This is a genomic window from Candidatus Rhabdochlamydia oedothoracis (genome assembly GCF_019453995.1).
Lineage (GTDB): Bacteria > Chlamydiota > Chlamydiia > Chlamydiales > Rhabdochlamydiaceae > Rhabdochlamydia > Rhabdochlamydia oedothoracis.
On sequence record NZ_CP075587.1, the window covers coordinates 1,536,732 to 1,555,819 of the forward strand.

The 19,088-nt window shown below is 34.7% G+C and carries 13 protein-coding genes and 6 pseudogenes; 6 read left to right on the forward strand and 13 right to left on the reverse strand.

Translation table 11 applies throughout. The annotated features are described in order from the left end of the window. The gene (dnaA, locus tag RHABOEDO_RS08495) at window positions 1-1,344 is read left to right on the forward strand and encodes a chromosomal replication initiator protein DnaA (protein ID WP_215216970.1); all 1,344 of its coding nucleotides are present in this window, start codon (window positions 1-3) and stop codon (window positions 1,342-1,344) included. A 163-nt stretch (window positions 1,345-1,507) separates the two neighbouring features. On the opposite strand, the pseudogene RHABOEDO_RS10965 reads toward dnaA, so the two are convergent. Beyond that, window positions 1,508-1,848 (reverse strand): annotated as a pseudogene (locus RHABOEDO_RS10965) (transposase family protein); the annotation flags it as partial. Here RHABOEDO_RS10965 and RHABOEDO_RS08505 point away from each other — a divergent pair. Continuing rightward, window positions 1,790-2,113, forward strand: a complete 324-nt coding sequence (locus RHABOEDO_RS08505) for a hypothetical protein (RefSeq protein WP_220017545.1) — start codon at window positions 1,790-1,792, stop codon at window positions 2,111-2,113. The pseudogene RHABOEDO_RS10965 and the gene RHABOEDO_RS08505 sit on opposite strands and share 59 nt — an antisense overlap. A gap of 33 nt (window positions 2,114-2,146) precedes the next feature. Here the strand turns inward: RHABOEDO_RS08505 and RHABOEDO_RS08510 are convergent, their stop codons facing one another. The 3 genes and pseudogenes from RHABOEDO_RS08510 to RHABOEDO_RS08520 all read right to left on the reverse strand — a co-directional run bounded on the left by RHABOEDO_RS08510 (window position 2,147) and on the right by RHABOEDO_RS08520 (window position 5,724). Continuing rightward, entirely contained in the window at window positions 2,147-3,406 is a 1,260-nt protein-coding gene (locus RHABOEDO_RS08510; protein WP_220017546.1) for a hypothetical protein, read from the reverse strand. Window positions 3,407-3,746: 340 nt separating this feature from the next. Further along, on the reverse strand, window positions 3,747-4,760 hold the full coding sequence (locus RHABOEDO_RS08515) for an IS30 family transposase (RefSeq protein ID WP_215216525.1): 1,014 nt from the start codon (window positions 4,758-4,760) through the stop codon (window positions 3,747-3,749). 180 nt (window positions 4,761-4,940) lie between these two features. Beyond that, window positions 4,941-5,724, reverse strand: a pseudogene (locus RHABOEDO_RS08520) (IS5 family transposase). Window positions 5,725-5,878: 154 nt separating this feature from the next. On the opposite strand from RHABOEDO_RS08520, the gene RHABOEDO_RS11580 reads away from it, so the two are divergent. Beyond that, on the forward strand, window positions 5,879-5,962 hold the full coding sequence (locus RHABOEDO_RS11580; protein WP_215217799.1) for a transposase: 84 nt from the start codon (window positions 5,879-5,881) through the stop codon (window positions 5,960-5,962). Between the two features lie 51 nt (window positions 5,963-6,013). Beyond that, window positions 6,014-6,211, forward strand: a complete 198-nt coding sequence (locus tag RHABOEDO_RS08530; protein WP_220017547.1) for a hypothetical protein — start codon at window positions 6,014-6,016, stop codon at window positions 6,209-6,211. Between the two features lie 142 nt (window positions 6,212-6,353). Here RHABOEDO_RS08530 and RHABOEDO_RS08535 read toward each other — a convergent pair. Both RHABOEDO_RS08535 and RHABOEDO_RS08540 read right to left on the reverse strand, forming a co-directional pair. Beyond that, window positions 6,354-7,177, reverse strand: a pseudogene (locus tag RHABOEDO_RS08535) (IS5 family transposase). Between the two features lie 376 nt (window positions 7,178-7,553). Further along, window positions 7,554-8,144, reverse strand: a complete 591-nt coding sequence (locus tag RHABOEDO_RS08540; RefSeq protein ID WP_215217760.1) for a hypothetical protein — start codon at window positions 8,142-8,144, stop codon at window positions 7,554-7,556. Between the two features lie 352 nt (window positions 8,145-8,496). Between RHABOEDO_RS08540 and RHABOEDO_RS10970 the strand changes: the two are divergent. Beyond that, window positions 8,497-8,730: pseudogene (locus RHABOEDO_RS10970) on the forward strand (transposase); the annotation flags it as partial. 173 nt (window positions 8,731-8,903) lie between these two features. Here RHABOEDO_RS10970 and RHABOEDO_RS10975 read toward each other — a convergent pair. Both RHABOEDO_RS10975 and RHABOEDO_RS08550 read right to left on the reverse strand, forming a co-directional pair. Then, window positions 8,904-9,098: pseudogene (locus RHABOEDO_RS10975) on the reverse strand (IS481 family transposase); the annotation flags it as partial. 226 nt (window positions 9,099-9,324) lie between these two features. Then, complete coding sequence (locus RHABOEDO_RS08550) at window positions 9,325-9,480, reverse strand: hypothetical protein (RefSeq protein ID WP_220017548.1); 156 nt, start codon at window positions 9,478-9,480, stop codon at window positions 9,325-9,327. Window positions 9,481-9,604: 124 nt separating this feature from the next. Between RHABOEDO_RS08550 and RHABOEDO_RS08555 the strand changes: the two genes are divergently transcribed. Next, window positions 9,605-10,636, forward strand: coding sequence for an IS110 family RNA-guided transposase (locus RHABOEDO_RS08555; protein WP_220017549.1), 1,032 nt, complete (start codon window positions 9,605-9,607; stop codon window positions 10,634-10,636). Between the two features lie 336 nt (window positions 10,637-10,972). Here the strand turns inward: RHABOEDO_RS08555 and RHABOEDO_RS08560 are convergent. The 5 genes and pseudogenes from RHABOEDO_RS08560 to RHABOEDO_RS08580 form a co-directional block, all read right to left on the reverse strand. Then, window positions 10,973-11,375, reverse strand: a pseudogene (locus RHABOEDO_RS08560) (transposase family protein); the annotation flags it as partial. A gap of 303 nt (window positions 11,376-11,678) precedes the next feature. Further along, complete coding sequence (locus tag RHABOEDO_RS08565; RefSeq protein ID WP_215217290.1) at window positions 11,679-15,746, reverse strand: hypothetical protein; 4,068 nt, start codon at window positions 15,744-15,746, stop codon at window positions 11,679-11,681. Next, window positions 15,743-16,102, reverse strand: a complete 360-nt coding sequence (gene gcvH, locus RHABOEDO_RS08570) for a glycine cleavage system protein GcvH (RefSeq protein WP_215217289.1) — start codon at window positions 16,100-16,102, stop codon at window positions 15,743-15,745. Before gcvH ends, RHABOEDO_RS08565 begins: the two co-directional genes overlap by 4 nt. Then, entirely contained in the window at window positions 16,099-16,734 is a 636-nt protein-coding gene (locus RHABOEDO_RS08575) for a DOMON domain-containing protein (protein ID WP_215217288.1), read from the reverse strand. Before RHABOEDO_RS08575 ends, gcvH begins: the two co-directional genes overlap by 4 nt. Then, window positions 16,731-19,025 (reverse strand): hypothetical protein, encoded by a 2,295-nt coding sequence (locus tag RHABOEDO_RS08580; RefSeq protein ID WP_220017550.1) that lies wholly within the window; start codon window positions 19,023-19,025, stop codon window positions 16,731-16,733. The genes RHABOEDO_RS08575 and RHABOEDO_RS08580 overlap by 4 nt, the downstream gene beginning before the upstream one ends. Window positions 19,026-19,088: the final 63 nt, after the last annotated feature.

Consider the following 19,088-nt stretch of genomic DNA (forward strand, 5'->3'; position numbering starts at 1 on the left):
ATGTTGACAAAAACCCCGCAAGAAGCATGGTCGGAATTTTTAGAGACTGTTGAAAAACGATGTTCTCCTACAGAATTTCAGAATTGGTTTGCTCCAATTCGCTTACGAGAAGAGGTCTCTGAAGAACTCTGCCTTGAGGTGCCAAACATTTTTGTTCAAGAATATCTCATTAATAATTACAAAAAAGAACTCAGTTCTTTTCTATCAGTAAAAGCAACAGGTGAACTTAGTTTATCTTTTACCATTTCAGAGACAAAAAAAGCAGAGCCCTTACCACAAATCCCTTTAAACCAGCTAGCCTCTCCCTCTTCTCAACACGCCTTAGAGGTAAAGCTCAACCCCAATTATACATTTCAGCATTTCATTGAAGGGCCTTCGAATCAATTTGTAAAATCTGCTGCTGTAGGAATTGCCACTCGTCCTGGTAAATCTTACACCCTTATGTTCATTCATGGAGGAGTAGGCTTAGGTAAAACCCATATTTTGCATTCTATCGGTCATCAAGTAAGAGAAAGGCATAAAAAACTACGCGTTTATTGTATTACCACAGAAGCTTTCATTAATGACCTAGTTGATAACTTACGCAATAAGTCTTTAGATCGTATGAAACGATTCTATCGCTCTTTAGATGTTTTACTTGTAGATGATATTCAGTTTTTGCAAAATCGCCCTAATTTCGAAGAAGAGTTTTGTAATACTTTTGAGAGCTTAATCAATCAGGGTAAACAAATTGTAATTACTAGTGATAAACCTCCAGGACAACTCAAACTCTCCGAAAGGTTGATCGCAAGAATGGAATGGGGACTTGTAGCCAATGTAGGAATCCCCGATTTAGAAACACGGGTAGCAATCCTGCAACACAAAGCAGAACAAAAAGGATTTCGTCTTCCTCAATCAATTGCATTTTTTATTGCAGAGCACATTTATAACAATGTGCGCCAACTGGAAGGCGCTATCAACCGCCTAAATGCTTATTGTCGCTTGATGAAACTTGATATCACACAAGAAGTTGTAGAAAGCACTTTAGGTGAGTTATTTCAAACTTCTTCACATAAAAAGATCTCTGTAGATAACATTTTAAAAAGCGTAGCTACCATTTTTGGAGTGCGCATTAGCGATTTAAAAAGTTCTGTTCGTTCAAAAGATGTTTCCTTTCCAAGACAAGTTGCTATGTATCTTGCTAAAGAACTCATTAATGATTCTCTTATGCGACTTGCTTCTGCTTTTGGAGGCAAAACTCACTCTACTCTTTTACATGCCTGGAAAAAAATTGCAGGCCTTGTGAAAAAAGATGAAAGACTACGTCGTCAAATCGATATGGCTAGACGCAATTTAGAAGCTTAAAAGACTTGAAGTCTATGTGTGCTATTTTCCACCCTGTTAAACGTCAAAATTTTTCCCTTTTATAAAAGCCTATTTTGCAAGTGCTCTATCGTAGAAACCATATTGCACTACTCCATTTCTTTAAAATCCCCCACTTAAAACATTAGACCTCTTTCAAAACCCATTAACATAGCTCAAGATTATAAATGCCCGCAATTAGATTGAACCGAAGACCAAACCTTTTTCGTCTATTTCTATAACGATCAGCTAAAATTTTGAATCGCTTAAGCAGACCAATAGCATTTTCATTAATTACACGTTCTTTGGAAAGGAATTGATTATTTTTTTGTCTTGTTTTGTTAAAGGATTTTTCTTGCTTCTTCTTTTAGGCATTTGGGTTTTAGCATGAAGCTTTTTAAGTCCTAGATACCCTCCATCTGTTAGAAGGTTTATTTCGGAATGAAACTTGATTTTAGAATCCTTAAATATCCTAAAATCATGTCTTCTACCTTTGGAAAAAGCAGAATGTCTTGCAAAGGAAGTGCGTAATCAATGGAGCATCGAAAACAAATTGCATTGGCAACTTGATGTTAATTTCCGAGAGGATTTAAGTCGTGTTAGAAAAGGAAATGGAGCTGAAAATCTATCTATAGCCCGACGGGCTACTTTGAATCTTTTACAAAAAGATAAGACAAGCAAGGTCAGTTTACGTAAACGGCGCTTCATTGCATCATGTCGTAAAGATTATTTATTAGATCTAGTAGGTGCAAAGGAAATTCTTCATGCGTAAGCCCTGAAAACATTATGGGGATTAATGTAATTACTATGCAAAAAATAGAGTTTCTTTATTTATTAGAGAAACACATCGTTTCCGACAATCAATCATTTTTTTCTCTGTTTCTTCTTTATTTTCTAATTTGCTCATTTCTTCTAATTGAGATAGCACATTTTGAGGAATAAAAGACTTAAACATTTGCACGCCTTGATCAAATTTTGTAAAATCAATCTTATTTATTTCAGAAACATTCATTTTTTTATCGATGTAATTAAAAGAGCTTTCTGAAGCTCCCATCTTTAATAAATTAATACCGTATGCAAATATCAATAGACTCTGAGTAGTTGGTTTAAAGACAAGCTCTCCTTGGATCTGCTGCGTTTGTGCAATTGGATATCCGTTGATCTTTGGAATTTCCCCTGCACACAATTCATCTTGCATCTTATCAATTTCAATTGTGTTATCCTTTGTTCTGAATCCTTCTAATAGATCAGAAAACCAGTGAGTCAGGTCATTTAATTGGAAATAGGTTTTTTCTTCAAAATGAGTACTTAGCCAAGGCTGAACGATTTTTTCTAGTTGTGTATCCCAGTAGAATTTTTCTAAAGATAAGGATATAACCATATCGAATGTTTTAATTGTTGTAGAACATAATGGATTTATTGCAATATTAGAGAAAATTCTTTCTGCTACTTCATCTGTATCTGTAGCAATATTAAAAGATTTTCCAAATAGCTTTGAAACCCTCGTAAAATTATGTACAGAATTAAGATCTAAAGTTTCTTGAGATTTTTCTAGATAAGTAATATTAAATTTTCCTTTTAAATAAGAGAATATAGAACGAGCTAGTAAGCTTATCCTAAACAAAGATCGGGATTCCCATTGTTCTGCAAGGTTTTCTTGAGCACGTTCAAAATCACCTTTTGCTTTTATAACTAGACACTCGAACATTTTTTGTAAAATAGGACTAATTGTATCTTTAAAGGCTTGTTCTGTTGTATTTTTATATAAAAGTTCTAGTAATAATAAAAAATCGGATTGAGATCGATTTTTTTCTTCATTACAAGTTTTGTAAAGCTCTAGATAAGCTTCTTTAATTTTCATTTCCTCAGCAACAAGACATTGTCCTCCGCTACCAAAAATAAGGGTTAATAATCCTTTGAAAAGGTTTCTAGATTGTTTTGATGCGGTTTTCTCTTGTAATAAACCCTTATTTTTTAAAAGCATTTTACAAATATTTTGCTTAAAAAATAAAAGTTCTTTTCGAGGGGTATTTTCTAAAAGCTTGACTAACCACTCTTTTGCCATTTGTTTTGCTCGAGGCAGTTGATCTTGGCGATATACCTCCTTTTCTTCTTCTGAGACCACATCTTCAGGATATTTATTGGCGGTTCTTCCTGATGTAAATCACTCCAAACTTTTTGGAATTGCTCAAGACTAGTTATTGAAGGTAAGGACTTTTTTGTTTTTATCGTCGTCTTATAATACTCTGTGGATAAAAGACAATATAACCCAAATAAAGCAAAACCAGTACTTAAGTAGCTTCTTGTTGCTATACCAACCATTAATCCAGAAAAAGGGCTAATGTATTTGGCCCTTTCAACCTTGAAGTGCACAAAAAAGAACATATAAATACTTGAAAAAACATCTATTGTGCACCCGAGCATAGCATGTTTGTAGATAATCTCGTAAACACTTCTAGTGGAGTTTCGAAGTTGAGAGCCTTTCTAGGTCTGTTATTTAGTAAAGTTTCCACCCTTTCTATATCCTTGGAAGTCGTATCTAAAAAGCTTTGTGTTTTAGGAAAATATTGCCTAACTAGTCCGTTTGTATGCTCATTTAAGCCTCTTTCCCAAGAATGGTAGGGCGTTGCAAAGTAGAAGTCTGTCTCTAGCTCGAAACTAACCATTTGGTGATAGGCAAATTCTTTTCCGTTGTCTGCTGTTAATGTGTGTACAAAATCTTTGATAGGTTTAAGTTGTTCAATTAACGCTTGACTTACTTCCTCTGCAGTTTTATGAGAAACTTTGGCGAGCTTAGTTAGCTTGGAAGTTCTTTCTACCATTGATACAATTACGCCTTTATGTCCTGCCCCTATGACTGTATCTAGTTCCCAGTCTCCTAAACGAGTCTTTTTTTCTACAATACAAGGCCGTTGCTTAATATCTATACGACCAGGCATGTTCCCTCTTCCAGAAGCTCCCTTTCTCTGCTTGTTATATTTTTTCCCTCGATGACGGAGCTCTCTATAAAGCTGTCCTCCCTGTCGTTTATCTTTCCAGATATGATTATAGATGGTCTCATGACTAACATGTTCTTTACCATGTCTTTTAAGCCATCCGGATATTTGTATAGGGCTCCATTGCAACTTGATTTTTTCTTCAATACGGGTAACTATTTGAGGAGTCATTTTTTTATTGGGCTGAGAATTTTTTCTAAGAAATGCTTTTTCTTGAGCTTGCTGATGACGGTATCCTCGTTGCCCTTTATTTCTCTTAAGTTCCCTACTAATAGTGCTATGATGAACTTTTAGAATGTTTGCTATTGAGCTAGATGTATCTCCTCTAGCTTTTAAAATATAAATCTGACATCTTTGGTCATAGGTTAGGTGATGGTAGCCTTTAGGCAAGGTCTCTCCTTGTGTTTGATTGTTAAAAATCACAATAGAGATTCTTTCATCGCCTGCCTATTCTTTTTTTAATTCTTCTGTGCACTTCAAACTTGAAAAGACTACAGATAGAAAAGCAGGAAGAAGTGATTATCTTAAGTATAACATCTCTATTAAGCACCTTTGACAAAATAGTCGAGCAAGTAGAAAAACTGGAAATGCTTAAGAGCCTGTTTAAAATCTTTTCAAAATTAGAGCAATAAAAGCAAGAACCACCATATTCAGGCTTGTATGTAGTTTTCTTTCGCAATTTTTCCATAGCCTGCGACATTTTTCTATCCACGCAAAAGAACGCTCTACAACCCATCTTTTGGGAATAACTGTAAAAGTATGAAGTGTATTTCTTTTGGCTATTTCTACTATACATCCTAATATCTCCTGCACACTCTTTGCAAATTTTTCTCCAGAATATCCTCCATCTGCTAAAACATTTTTTACACCGAACAAATGGTTTTTATGTAGTGAAAATGCTTCTATACACCCATTTCTGTCAGTGATATTAGCGGTGGTAATGTGAATCGCATGAGGAAGCCCTTGGCTATCGACTGCTATATGTCTTTATATTTTTTTCCCTGCATCATATCCTTTCTTCTCCGCTGTATCAGTATTTTTAATACTTTGAGCATCAATAATTACAAAGCTTGTTTTCTCTTTCCGACCACTGCTTTTTCTGACCTCGCCAACCAATTTTTTTTAAAACTATTTCAAGAATACTCTTAGAATTTTTATCATCTTTTTTATTCCAAAGAGGGAAATAATAATCACATAATTCCCATTTAGGATATTCTATGGGTAACATACGCCACTGGCAACCACTTTTTAAAATGTACAAAATTCCACAAAAAATATCATATAGATCAACTCTTCGTGGACGTGTTTTTTTGTGTGTAGACTCAAGTATTAGATGGATTTTGCTAAATTGTTTACGAGAAATATCGCTTGGATAAGAGCGGGTCATAACTACCTCCAAAGGTTTTATGAAAACTATCATTATACCTTAATGAGAAGATTTTAAACAGGCTCTAAGACTGGTCAGTCAAGATAAAGAAGTAAAGCAGCTCATGACAATTCCTGGCATAGGACCTGTAACAGCATGAACCTATAAAACAGAAATTTTTGATCCAGCCCGCTTCAAAGACTCTAAATCAGTAGGAGTTTATCTTGGTATGACTCCCAAACAATATGCCTCTGGATAAGTGCAAAGACAGGGAAGAATTTCGAAATGTGGATCCAATGAACTTAGGTCCTTGTTAGTTGAGGCTGGAATGGTAATGCTCACACAAAGTAAGAAATGGAGTAAAGTGAAAGCTTGGGGTTTAAAAATTATGCGAAAAAAAGGGATGAAGAAAGCCACTTTAGCAGTAGGTAGAAAGTTATCCATGATCATGCACAAGATGCTGATCGAACAAAAAGAATTTATTTATGGCGAGCCAAAAATAGCTTAAAACACATCTTTTTAGAAATAGAAAAGTACATTAGGAAAAGCAGCTAAAATTTTTGTAGGAGAAAAACCGAAGAAATAGGCAAAGACGAAAAGAAGTTGGCTCTTAGAAGCCGTAATAGACATTAGACCTCTTTCAAAACCCATTAACATAGCTCCAGATTATAAATGCCCGCAATTAGATTGAACCGAAGACCAAACCTTTTTCGTCTATTTCTATAACGATCAGCTAAAATTTTGAATCGCTTAAGCAGACCAATAGCATTTTCATTAATTACACGTTCTTTGGAAAGGAATTGATTATTTTTTTTGTCTTGTTTTGTTAAAGGATTTTTCTTGCTTCTTCTTTTAGGCATTTGGGTTTTAGCATGAAGCTTTTTAAGTCCTCAATACCCTCCATCTGTTAGAAGGTTTATTTCGGAATGAAACTTGATTTTAGAATCCTTAAATATCCTAAAATCATGTCTTCTACCTTTGGAAAAAAAGGTACAAATAATCTTTTTTGTGTCCTTGCTCATTACAAGCTGCATCTTTAAGGTGTGCCTTTTCTTCTTCCCTGAGTAAAAATGTTTTTGTTTTTTTTAGGGCTCTCTATGGGTGTTTCTGTGGCATCTATTAAAATAACATCATATTCCATATCGCTTTTTAATAGCTCTTTACGTCCAAGCAGTGCAAATAGGGGATGTTTTATCAGGGTGTATTCTACCCATTTTATTGTTTTATAAGCTGTACTTTCACTGATATTATAGCTCTGGCTTATGTGAAAATAGGTTCTATACTCTCTTAGATACTCTAAGGTCATCAGTAACATGTCTTCTATTTTTAATTTATTGACGCGGCCTCCTCGGGCTTTTTTCTCTTTGTGACTTATCTCCAAAATCAAGCTCATTTGATCAAATGTGCTACGTTTTACTCCGGTTAATCTTCGGAATTTCTCGTTGTCTAAACTTTTTGCTTTTTCAAATTTCATCATGCCCTTACGTATTTTTAAGGGCATTATTTTATACAAGGGCTTTTTTATTTCCTAGTTTTGAAAGAGCTCTAATGTAAACGAGTATATAGTAGTGCCAATTCAAACGGTTAGCTTAATGGGGTTCAAGTCAACGACTTGAAACTTGTCGTTAATCCTATATTTTTCTATACGATTGAATCGGAACTACTATATATCATCAAAAATTGGTAAAAAGAACCAAAAATTTTTAGAATTAATCCATTCCATCACACTTTGGGACTAAACATAATTATAATTGCATCTATATGTCGTTTAGAGGGTATTCTTTAAAAAATAAATATTTATAAATTCTTAATTTGAAACGAGATTAGGATAACTGATGTAATCTAGAAGCTTATAAAGAGCCAATCAATGTAAATCCGATTAAGATTTCGGGGTTTTCTTTCTTTACTACTTGCATGCTTTTATCATAGCTCTGATCCTGTTGAAAACCTATTAATAAAACATGACTATTTCGTACCTTCTTTAAAAAAAATCGTCTATGTGGCACCTGTAAAATTTTACTTATTTCTTTTGCTAGTAAAATGGATAGTCTTTTGTGTTTGCATAAATTAGGTATAATATAATCAGGCAAGGAGAAATCCAATCTTATATATTGATAGGCCATAAGAGCTGCTACAGCTGGAATTCTATAGTGTTGCCCCTTAAGAATCTTTTCTAATAAAGCATAAAGGGGCCCTCTTTGCTCACTGACATATGCTTGTTTTATGTTGGTTTGATGCGTGCAAGATAAACAATAGGGCTCATAGGAAGCAGAAAAACAACAAGAACACCTCTCTTCTTTCTCTAAAATATTGATTAAATCAAAACACTCTTCGCAAAAGATGTGTCTTTTAGAATTACAGAGTTTATGACAATAGATACAAATAGAAGGATAACAGATCTGTTGAATGGCCCTGCTTAAATTTTTTAAAAGAACTTTCATTACAATACTCTTAAAAGAAAGATCTCTTAACTGGATTTGTTTCAGTTAAGATATCTTTTTAACTAATCATCGATTTTACAACAACTTGTTTTGTTTCTAAGAGCCTGTTTAAAATCTTCTCATTAAGGCATAATGATAGTTTTCATAAAACCTTTGGAGGTAGTTATGAACCGCTCTTATACAAGCGATATCTCTCGTAAGCAATTTAGCAAAATCCATCTAAATACTTGAGTCTACACGCAAAAAAACACATCCACGAATAGTTGCTCTATAGGATATTTTTTGTGGGGTTTTGTACATTTTAAATGGATGTATAGAAGTATTTTCACTACATAAAAACTATTTGTTCGGTGTAAAAAGTGTTTTAGCAGATGGAGGATATTCTGGAGAAAAATTTGCAAAGAGCGTGCAGGAGATATTAGGATGTATAGTAGAAATAGCCAAAAGAAATACACTTCATACTTTTACAGTTATTCCCAAAAGATGGGTTGTAGAGCGTTCTTTTGCGTGGATAGAAAAATGTCGCAGGCTATGGAAAAATTGCGAAAGAAAACTATACTCGTTTACATTCAAATTAAGAGCTTGAATATATAAAAATTTTTATACAAAAGATAACATCTTCTTGCAAGATAGAGCAGTTTTTTCAAAAAAACCTAGTTATACAATTCTTAATTTGAAATCAAACTAGTATACATACAAGCCGGAATATGGTGGTTCTCGCTTTTATTGCTCTACTTTTGAAAAGATTTTAAACAGGCTCTAAGTGTTTAGTCCCAAAGTGTGATGGATTGGGTTAATTCTAAAACTTTTTGGTTTTTTTTGCCAACTTTTGATAATATGCTCAAATGGTGTCAATCCTTTTAGAGCTTTCAATCTTTTCGCAAAGTTATAGGCATTTAAAAAATTATATAAATGCTCTTTTAACTGCTGATGAGTTTGGTAGTAGTATCTTTTCAACCTCAATGTTGAGTTTATCTCTTTGTTTTTCAAATAGATAAACGGATTTTTCTAGGTAAAAATCCTAAAAGCTATAAGGATTGAATCGAATAAGAAAAAACACACTGGTTTTATGAAAATGAAATACAAAGAAACAGGTGACTTATAGATAGATACATATAGTATTAGTTGTTTATAATTATTAACTTAGAAATATTTCTTGTGTAGAGTAATTGGGGATTATTTATTGACTAAAACCCAAAACTGAGGTTTTCACGGTAGCCTCTTTAAGGGTTCTGTTCATCCGTTCAACTTGGCCATTTGTCCATTCAATAGCTACAATGAGATAAAGTTTTCCTTCTTGGGTACGCACTTCAGCAATATCAATAGGAATATACATGCCATAATTGCACACAAAGAAGGGGTTGCTCCTTAAACGGAGTAGGTTAAACTCTCCAATATAAACGAGATTTTTTCAAATCTCAAAACCGCTCATTAAAGAGCAAAAAAATGAGGAGCAACCCATGAAGCATTATATTGGATTAGATGTATCAATGAAAAGAACTTTTATCTGTGTATTAAATGAACAAGGTAAGATTGTCCATGAAGGTTCAGAAAAAACAGATCCTGATTTACTAGCAGATTATTTTTCCAAAAGAGATTTTCAAGAAATCGTTGTTGGCTTTGAAAGTGGATGTTTATCTCATTACCTAGTCACAGGATTTAGAAAAAGAGCTATAGATCCCCTATGTATGGATGCAAGGAAGCTGAGTACGATTCTTGCTTTGAAAATAAATAAGACAGACAAAAATGATGCACGAGGAATCGCAGAAGCCCTTCGATCAGGTATGTATACACGAGTACACTGTAAGCCCCAAGATTCAGTAGAAAAAAGCATTTTGTTAGTTTCCAGAAGAGCGCTAATTAAACAGCAAACGCAGTTAAAAAATACTGTAAGGGGCTTGCTTAAAAGTTACGGAATACGATTGGGATCTGTGGGATCCAAAAGATTTTCGTCTGTGGTTATAAAGCAGATAGAAAAACAGGAAAAAAGTATTGTTCTGAGCATAACCTCTCTATTAAATACCTTTGATAAGGTAGTTGAGGAAGTAGAAAAACTGGATAAAGAAATGCTTAAGCTGGTCAGTCAAGATAAAGAAGTACAACGGCTTATGACAATCCCTGGCGTAGGACCTGTAACAGCATTAACCTATAAAACAGAAATTTTTGATCCCACTCGTTTTAACGATTCTAAATCAGTAGGAGCCTATCTTGGTATGACGCCTAAACAGTATGCCTCCGGAGAGGTGCAAAGACAGGGAAGAATTTCAAAATGTGGATCCAGTGAACTTAGATCTCTATTAGTTGAAGCCGGAATAGTAATGCTGACACGAAGTAAGAAATGGAGCAAGCTAAAAGCTTGGGGATTAAAAATCATGAGAAAAAAAGGAATGAAGAAAGCCGCCTTAGCAGTAGGTAGAAAGTTATCCGTAATTATGCATAAGATGCTGATTGAACAAAAAGAATTTATTTACGGTGAGCCAAAGGCAGCTTAAAAACGCATTTTTTTAGAAATAAAAACATTAGGAAAAGTGACTAAAATTTTTTGCAGGAGAAAAACGAAGAAATAGGTAAAGACGACAAATGAGTTGGCTCTTAGAAGCCGTAATATACATTGTCTTGCCCATTTCATTTCGGATAGCATAATGGAGCGAAGAATCTAAAATAGTTTTCTTCAAAAAGACTCCGCAGAGAACCCTGGACTTATCTCCCGCATTAAACTTTGCTGTCCTAAGATCTTAAAAAACGCCTTTTATTTTGCAAGCAAAATATCGGCTCGGAGAGCTTATGAAGAATTAAGAGAATTTATATTCCCCTTGTGTGCAATTAGAGAACCCCATAGGATAAGAAGTAAACTTCTTCTTAAGGGGTTTTTCACCTTTTGTTTCAGGCAGACGACTTATCCCGTGCCTTTGTAAGCATCGGTAAAGGGTAGATCTTGTAAGGTTAAGGAATAGTGGACTGTAGAGTATATAAACAATCATCCAAAGAAAGAAGGGTATGCTTGCGAAAGGCAACAATTATAGCCTCTTCTTCATTGCTTAGGATAGTGGAATGAATCTTTTTAGGCCCCATAGGAGCATCGTGCTGAAACCCTCTCTTCCTCCACTTAAGAACAGTTTTAGGGTTGAGACTCAACTCATCTGCTAATTTGGCTATGCTTTTTTGACTATTTCGTATTTTCCGACGTATCGCCTCAGTTGTTTTGGCGCACCCATATAATATTTGTCCCATAATGTTTCCTTTGATGCTAAATGTTCATAGTATACACCATTATACTTTGGGACTAAACATCTAAGGTATTTCTAGAGCTACGAAGCGTTGTATCTGAAAATTTCGATTCAATCCTTATAGCTTTTAGGATTTTCACCGAGAAAAATCAGTTTATCTAATTGAAAAACAAAGAGATAAACTCAACATTGAGGTTGTTTAATTCAAAAGACATTCTCCACAATCTTTTCTACTTGCAAATAAGCTGTTTCGATTTAAAATTTTATTGTTAATATGAAAACGTATTTTAACAACAAAAACTATTTTTTAATTTTTTAATAAGATAAAGCCATATTTAGGATGATTTACATTTCCACGAATGGTGAAAGTAAAAGGATTCACCAACTTTAAAAGTTTTTTTTGTTTAAGTTCTAAATCAATAGATAAACTTCCATCAAAACCGATATAAGAAGTATGTTTTTTTCTTTTTGCTAGAGCAAATTTACAATGACCATTTTTACTAGAGGTTTTTACTAGTTGAGTCAAATAGCAGCGACTCTCTTGTAGTTTAAATTCCAACTCTCCTTCTACAGGCACAAAAGATCGCAAGTCTAAGCCAATTTTAGAGAGGATCTCTAAGGGAATTTCAAAACACTGATCTTGTTTCAAATATTGAAACTTGCATTGTCCTAAACCATACAGAGTCTGTAAATCGGATAACTGTGCTTGAATATCTTTAACTAGCATATCTATTACAAATGGCTTAGATTTTTTTAATACGTGATCTAATTGCAATTGCTTTATTTCAACTTCTGGAATCCACAGTTCCCAGCTGTTCAGATTTTTACAGCTCACTGTCTTGGCAAATAAACTACCTGCTTCATCGTCTAATCTAAAATCATAGATCTGTAGTTCTTTTGGAGAAAATTCTACTCCTGCACTAAACTTATTCACAGAAAAACCCTTTATTTTTATCTGATCTGCTTGCAAAAGTCCTCTACATCCTTGTTCGCTTACTTCCCCTTGGTAGATAAGATCGGCTTCGAGTTCTAAGGGTTTTATGATTTTTTCTAAATGAGGAATAAAGGAAGCGCATTCAGATGTGTGGATCTGTATAGTCCCTTGTAAGTGATTTGTTTCTTTTTTTAAATCAGCGGTTATACCACAGGCTTTTCCTTTGAGTGTATGTACTTTACACTTGTTTGATTCTAGATCAAAACATCCTTTTAAACCTGGTTGAAAAGGCTTATCTGAGATCTCAAAGGCTCCTTGATTATTTTCAAACCAGAGGGTCCCCCAAAAAGGCTTCTCTCCTAAGTTAAGTTCACTATTCAATGTAAAATGGGTATTCTCTAGAGAAAATGTCGTATTTTGGTACTTTACTAATTGCTGTTTTAAGATGAAATCTCCTTGTTTTAGATCTCCGTTAAGACGTACAAACCCTGGCATTTTTTTTATTTCTACGTTACCTACTAAATCCTGCTGCCAATTGATTTGTTCATTATGAAACGCTGGCAGGGAAAAATCTATGGTACTTTCCCAGGTTTTGTCCTGGTAAGATGTAGAGTGGCAAAAAACATTTGCTAATATTTCAGAACTTTTCAGATCTTGTACGCTAAGACTGATCTGTTTACTAAAAAATCCTTGCTCTGCAGAATATTCGCAAATGAAAGGAGAACTTTTTAAGCTAAAGCAGTTGCAATCGATTTGTCCGCAAACAGTATGACTTTGCAAGTCAAATACACCGCTGGCTAGAAAAGGATACCCTTCATAGCTTCCCTGCAGACTTTTGCAATGAACTGTTTTTTCATCTGATGTGAAAATACCAGCGGCTATTAAAGAGCCGATTTGCATTTGATCAATATGCCACTGAGACAAGAGCTTTTTACCAAAAATAGCAAGATCTTTACCCAAACAAGAAAAATCATATTGTTTAAATAGATCTTCTGTGGCTAGTTGCATGCGCCATGTTTCAGAATTAGCTAATCCCAAATTGCAATCTATCTGCCACTTATCTACTCCAGGATGAAGCAAGACACCCTGTGCTCGTAGAATAGGCAGTTCTTTTATTTGTAGGGAGCCTGTAAAGTCGGTAGGGGAAAAAGAATTGATAGCCCCTGCTAACGAATCTATTTGTAAACTACAAAACATTTTTTTATCTTGATAAAGCTTAGCACTTCCTTTCGTCATGCAAAGTGTTTTTGTAGAAGAAGTTAACTCTAGTCGAGCCATCCCCTCCCCTAACTTAAAGCTTGAGTTAATCGGCAAAGATAGATTTTTAAGATCGGCTATAACTTTATAATTAAAGCTAGATAGATGTATTTCAGATTCTGGACAAATAGCAATTTCTGCCGAAATAGGTTCCTCTATAAGATTCTTTTCCTGTTTCTTTATCTCTACAATTTGCAATTGCAGGTTCCATAAATCTTGATATTGTGCGAGCAAATCTGCCTTAATAGAAAAACCTTCTGTTTCTAAAGAAAGATCCTGTATGTGGAATTGAGGATACGTTGCATCAAGGGCTGTGCTAAATACATAGGTATCTTGCTTGTAAGATAGTTTCCCTTCTAATCTAGGGCAAGATAAACCCCACTTTCCCTTTTGATACAGAAAAGACAGCTCCGATACTTTGGGAATCTCTATTGTTTTATAAAAATGCTCTAAATAAATTTCTTTCGCTTCTACTTCAACCACTACTTTATCGGTATCAAATAAGCATTCTAATTGATAATTTCCTTTTACGATTAGCTCAGGTAAAAACTTTGCAAGCCATGGTTTATATTGCTCTTCTGTAAGACCTTTTAGCTTTAGATGACCTTGTATAGGTCTTAAGTGTAAACCATCTTCTAAAGAAATAGGTTTTAAAAATAGAGCTTCTGCTGAAAAAGGCGTATATCCTATAGAGCCTATTATCTCTAGTTTGTTTTCATAAATCGTGAGCTTTGTTGCTAAAGGAAGAGCTGGGGTTAAGCCAAGCATTGAGCTCAAATCCCCTTGTATATGAGCGCAAATAGCTTTTTTAGATCCTGGATAGTCTATGACAATATTTAAACCTTCTGCTTGCTGTAATTGGCAAAACCCTTCTTTTATTTGAGACTTAACAGCATCCCATCTTCCTTGCATCTGTACATCTTTTATAAAAAACTTATGAGAAGGATGATCAACCAATACATTTTTTGCTTGAAATTGTGTTAAATCTATGTTTTGTAATATTCGATCTGAAAATAGCATGGCTATTTTTGCTGAACAACTCTTCCATCTATAAGAAATAGATGAATCGATTTGGGGCAGAGAAAAACAAGATTTTGCCCAATCAAGATGTTTGCGTTCCATTTTTTGAATATCGCATTCAATGATGCCTTCTTGAGCCTGACAAATCGCTAAGCTTCCTTGAATATTTTTATCTATAGGATCGGAAAAAATAGCTTTAACTCCAATTCCTTGCTGATCTTTATGAATAGCAATGGTTTCTAAAATAAGAGGAAATGAGGTTTTTTCATGCACAGCCATTGCGCTTAAAATAGCTTTAGATCGATCTGTTATCCATAGATCTGCTTCCATGTACATCAACTGGTTTTGCCATTCTAAATTTTGAGATAAAAGAGCATAAGATCCATTTTTGAGTTGAAAGTGTCCTTTAAGAGAAGGCCATAGATTTTTTAAGTAAACCTCTTTTGCACTTAAATTCGCCTCTATTTGATCGCAGAGGAATTGTTTGTTTTCTTGCTGAACTTTCACATTCGCAAAAATGGTTTGTAAGTGTATGTCCTGGATATAACCATCTGATTGAATAGCAGCATTTAGCTCTACAGACATTTCTGCATGATAGTTCACAGATCTATTGGAATAACCCACTAGCTGTGTTAGTGGTAAAAGATGTTTTACTTCTTGGGATTTAATACTAAGGTATATATGGTTGCTAGGAGAATAATGAAGGGTCAAAAGAGCAGGGTATAAAGGATTTGGATCCATCGCTAACTTAAGCTCCAACTTTTTGTTAGCTACAGGAAGCAAAGAAAAATAATACCGTAATTGGTTTAATTCTAAAACACCGTGGTGCACTTCCACAGAAAAAAAACGGCTTAAAGCTAACACAGCTCCAAAAACATTTTGAGATGTAACACTGCGATCAGTTAGATATTGTGGATGCAGAACTCTCATATGAAAAGCTCCTTCTTGATAGAATAAATCTATACAATCCACACTTAATGCATTCTTTTCTTGCATTAGACCCTGTATTCGCATTACGTTTTTATCCCAAGCAATTTTCTGATAAGAAAATGTTTTTGGTAAAAAGCAATACAAAGCTATCTTGCAACCAGATAAAATAATTTGTTGATAAAATAGAGCCAGAACAACTAATAATCCCAAAATGCTTAAGAGCTTTTTTTTCATTGAATGAACTCTTTATATTGTTCTTCTGATAGGAGTCTTTCTAATTCCTTTTTGTCTGTTATTTTAACCTTAAAAAGCCAACCATCGGTTTCAGCTGCTTGGTTAACTCCTTGAGAAAGCTCTTGTAATTTCTCATTAATTTCTAGAACTTCCCCAGACACGGGGGAATAGATATCCGCTGCTGCTTTAGTAGATTCGAGTACAGCAATTTCCTGACCTGCTTTTACCAGTTTGCCAATAGAGGGCAATTCCACATACACGATCTCTCCCATTTCTTTTTGAGCAAAGTGGGTAATTCCAACTGTGCCTACTTCATCTTCCATTCTGATCCACTCATGTGACTCTGTAAATTTCATATAAAAATATCTCCTTTTATCAATTCACAACTAGCCCAATAACGAGGATGTTGTTCTGTTAATGGATGAGCAGAAGAAAAATGTTGCAGTAATCCTTTGCTCTGCAAACGATAGTTTATGGCTATACGAGAAAACTGCAATGGATCATAGCTATGTAAACAATGCGCTGGAATGGTAACTCTAACGAGATAAGATTTACGATTATCCTGTAGATCTACTTGTATATCTTCTGCTAAACAAAGAGGATGTGCATCTTCTGTACGAAAAACCGTTATCTCTTTTGCAAATGTCTCATCATTTGCTTTCTGAGGAAAAATGAAAAATTGATGACAAAAACGATGTGTAAAGCTAACCGTTTTTAAATCCCTTGTATCAAAAAATAGTTCTATTTTATCTGTAGGCTCTAAAAGCTTATCAAAAAATAGATCACAGTAAATCGCCTGTTCATTCCAAGCGATTGCAACCTCTACAAAAGGGACTTCATTGAGTAACTTAGATGTAGAGGGTAATAAAAACTTTTTCCTCATCATCTTAGCAGAGGGTTGATTTTTAGCATGTAAAAGCTTGCACTGAATAGCAAAACAATCAAGTGGTAAAATAGGATTTATCTCTTCTAATAGATCAATTGTCACTCAAGCTCCTTATCGGAAAAAACAATGCAATTTCCTTCTACTATTTTCTCTAATAAATGACGCATTACATCTCGACATGTATCGAAAGAGAGAAATTGAAAACCCTGTTCTATTTTTTCTAAAGGCACTTCTTCTAAATCCCCTTTAGAGCATATTTTAGCAAAGGCTAAAGAGCCCGAAGACCCTATAGAAATAGGCGACCATTGATTAACAGGAATCTCGATCCAATCATCTGTTGGAAAATCCAGTTTTTGGCTACGAGAAATGCATGATAAAGTAGAAATTAGCTCCCATTGCTTAGGTAAATGAAGCACAGCGCCCAGTTCTAATTGCTGCTTTACAGATTGCATGAATCCATACAAACGATATTTACAGTAAAAGATTCCAGGCAATTGTTTACTCATCCCTGGCAAATCCCCAAATACCTTTATATACTCCTGTTCAATATTAAGTAATAAAGGCTCATATAAAATACGTGCTATCTGCTCCTTCACCTCATAAAAAGGTTTAAAACTCCCATTTGCTTGAAGAAACAACTCTTTTCCTTTACGTATATTTGGGTAGGCATTTTCTAATTTTTGATCGAGAATAGAATCCAAAGTGCCATCCTGAAAAGCTTCTTCAAAAGAAATTAACTCTTTCTGAGTATCGCGGCTAACTAGCTCTATACGATAAAAATTATTTACATCCACACTGTAGCACTCTTTTATCGACTCTAATGGAGCATTCTCTAAAAAAACAATGAACTCTTTATCGTTGAGCAGCAAACTATAAGGACCTTGAGCTAATGGTTTTTTCCTTAAGGACAATTCGACGGTTTTGAGCGGTCTTTGCTGCAAAGCTTGCCTAATAAGCTCTTTATCTTGACGAACCATTTCGAGTCTTGCAACTCGATCTATAGAGCTGCGAGAATCTATTTGATCCAATGCTTCTCTACGATCTGTGCGGTTTTTAAGCTCAGGAAATCTGTTTTGTAAAAAAGACCATCCTTCATCTGTAGCTTCCCATTCCCAAGTGCTCTTAAGGCTAATTTGAGCAACAAGCTCTTCTATGTTAATAGAACTTAAATGAAGCTCTACTTTTTTTTGTACAAGCTCTGGTTGTCTTGCTTCAATGCAATCCAAAGAGGCAAATTCTAAGGGTAGATTCAAACTTTTTGGTTGCTCAAGAGATATAGCCTCTAAATATACCTGCAATTTAAGAAGTGCGGAAAAATCGCTTAAACGCAAATAAGAAGGCAGTTCATACAATTCAACTTCTACACTTTGATCTGCGAATAAATGAAATTGCTTTTGCGCTAATGGATCATTAAAAACGCTTCCAGAAGTATCCAATACCAAACGTCTAAATAGCATAACATGGCGCCAAGCATTTAAGACATCGGCTTCATTTAATCCAAGTACCCGCAATTCACGTTGAAAGTATTGCATAGCTTGGCTCGGCTCGAGTGATTTATTTTGAGAAAGCTGCTTATATCCCTTATAAATGTTTTGGAATAGATCGGTTTGTACTTCTTGTTTGGTAACCTGATATTTTTTTTGCTCTGCAAGAGAAGATACATTCAAAATAAACTGACTAGCTAAATGGATAAATCTATCCCCAAACCAATCTTTTACATTTTTGAACCCAAATAAAGACAGCTCTATTTCTGCTAAACGAGGATCTTTAGGGATCCCTGCTTTTTGTTCCTGAAAATGCAATACCTGTTGCATGGCTTCTTTAGGAAAAGCTATCTGATCGAGATACAACTGACATAATGTAGAAAATTCATGAACATCCATCTCCGAATTTTTCAGCTGCTCTAAGTGCTCTAATAATCCAGGGGAGTAATTTTTCCAAACAGCCCTACAGCTTAATTGAGCATCATAAGGATGGATATAGGGCTTAAATAAAGAGATCATTTGTTCCTTTTTTTTAAGCTCCGGCTCCAAATAGGAAAAATACTGTTCGGCTAACATCACAGCAAGCCCTGTCTCTAAAAAATTCTTTTCAATGACCCCATCATTTAATAAATGAGGCCAATTACTACGGTCGGTATCAAAGATGGAATGATTGAGCAATTGAGTTAAGACCAATAATTCTTTGAAGTAAATTGGCTTGCCATTAACGGTCTTGCCGATCTGCTTATCAGGATTGGATTCCACCATTTGCGTATTGATCCCTACTGCGGAAAAAGAGATTACAATGATAATAGTTACAAAAATAAAAAAAAATTTCTGATATTTGCGGAAAAATTCTAGCATAAAGCTTTCCTGACCTTTTAAGTGCTTTATATAAATGATAACTGCCATAGTACAAGGAAACAAAAAAATTGCCCAAACAAAAAAAAAGTTTTTAGCAAAATGAGAAAACAG

Bases quoted from the DNA above. Each gene is read 5' to 3' on its own strand.
- dnaA (WP_215216970.1), top strand. From the start codon at position 1: ATGTTGACAAAAACCCCGCAAGAAGCATGGTCGGAATTTTTAGAGACT.
- RHABOEDO_RS08510 (WP_220017546.1), bottom strand. From the start codon at position 3,406: ATGGCAAAAGAGTGGTTAGTCAAGCTTTTAGAAAATACCCCTCGAAAA.
- RHABOEDO_RS08540 (WP_215217760.1), bottom strand. From the start codon at position 8,144: ATGAAAGTTCTTTTAAAAAATTTAAGCAGGGCCATTCAACAGATCTGT.
- RHABOEDO_RS08550 (WP_220017548.1), bottom strand. From the start codon at position 9,480: ATGTATATTCCTATTGATATTGCTGAAGTGCGTACCCAAGAAGGAAAA.
- RHABOEDO_RS08555 (WP_220017549.1), top strand. From the start codon at position 9,605: ATGAAGCATTATATTGGATTAGATGTATCAATGAAAAGAACTTTTATC.
- RHABOEDO_RS08565 (WP_215217290.1), bottom strand. From the start codon at position 15,746: ATGAAAAAAAAGCTCTTAAGCATTTTGGGATTATTAGTTGTTCTGGCT.
- gcvH (WP_215217289.1), bottom strand. From the start codon at position 16,102: ATGAAATTTACAGAGTCACATGAGTGGATCAGAATGGAAGATGAAGTA.
- RHABOEDO_RS08580 (WP_220017550.1), bottom strand. From the start codon at position 19,025: ATGGCAGTTATCATTTATATAAAGCACTTAAAAGGTCAGGAAAGCTTT.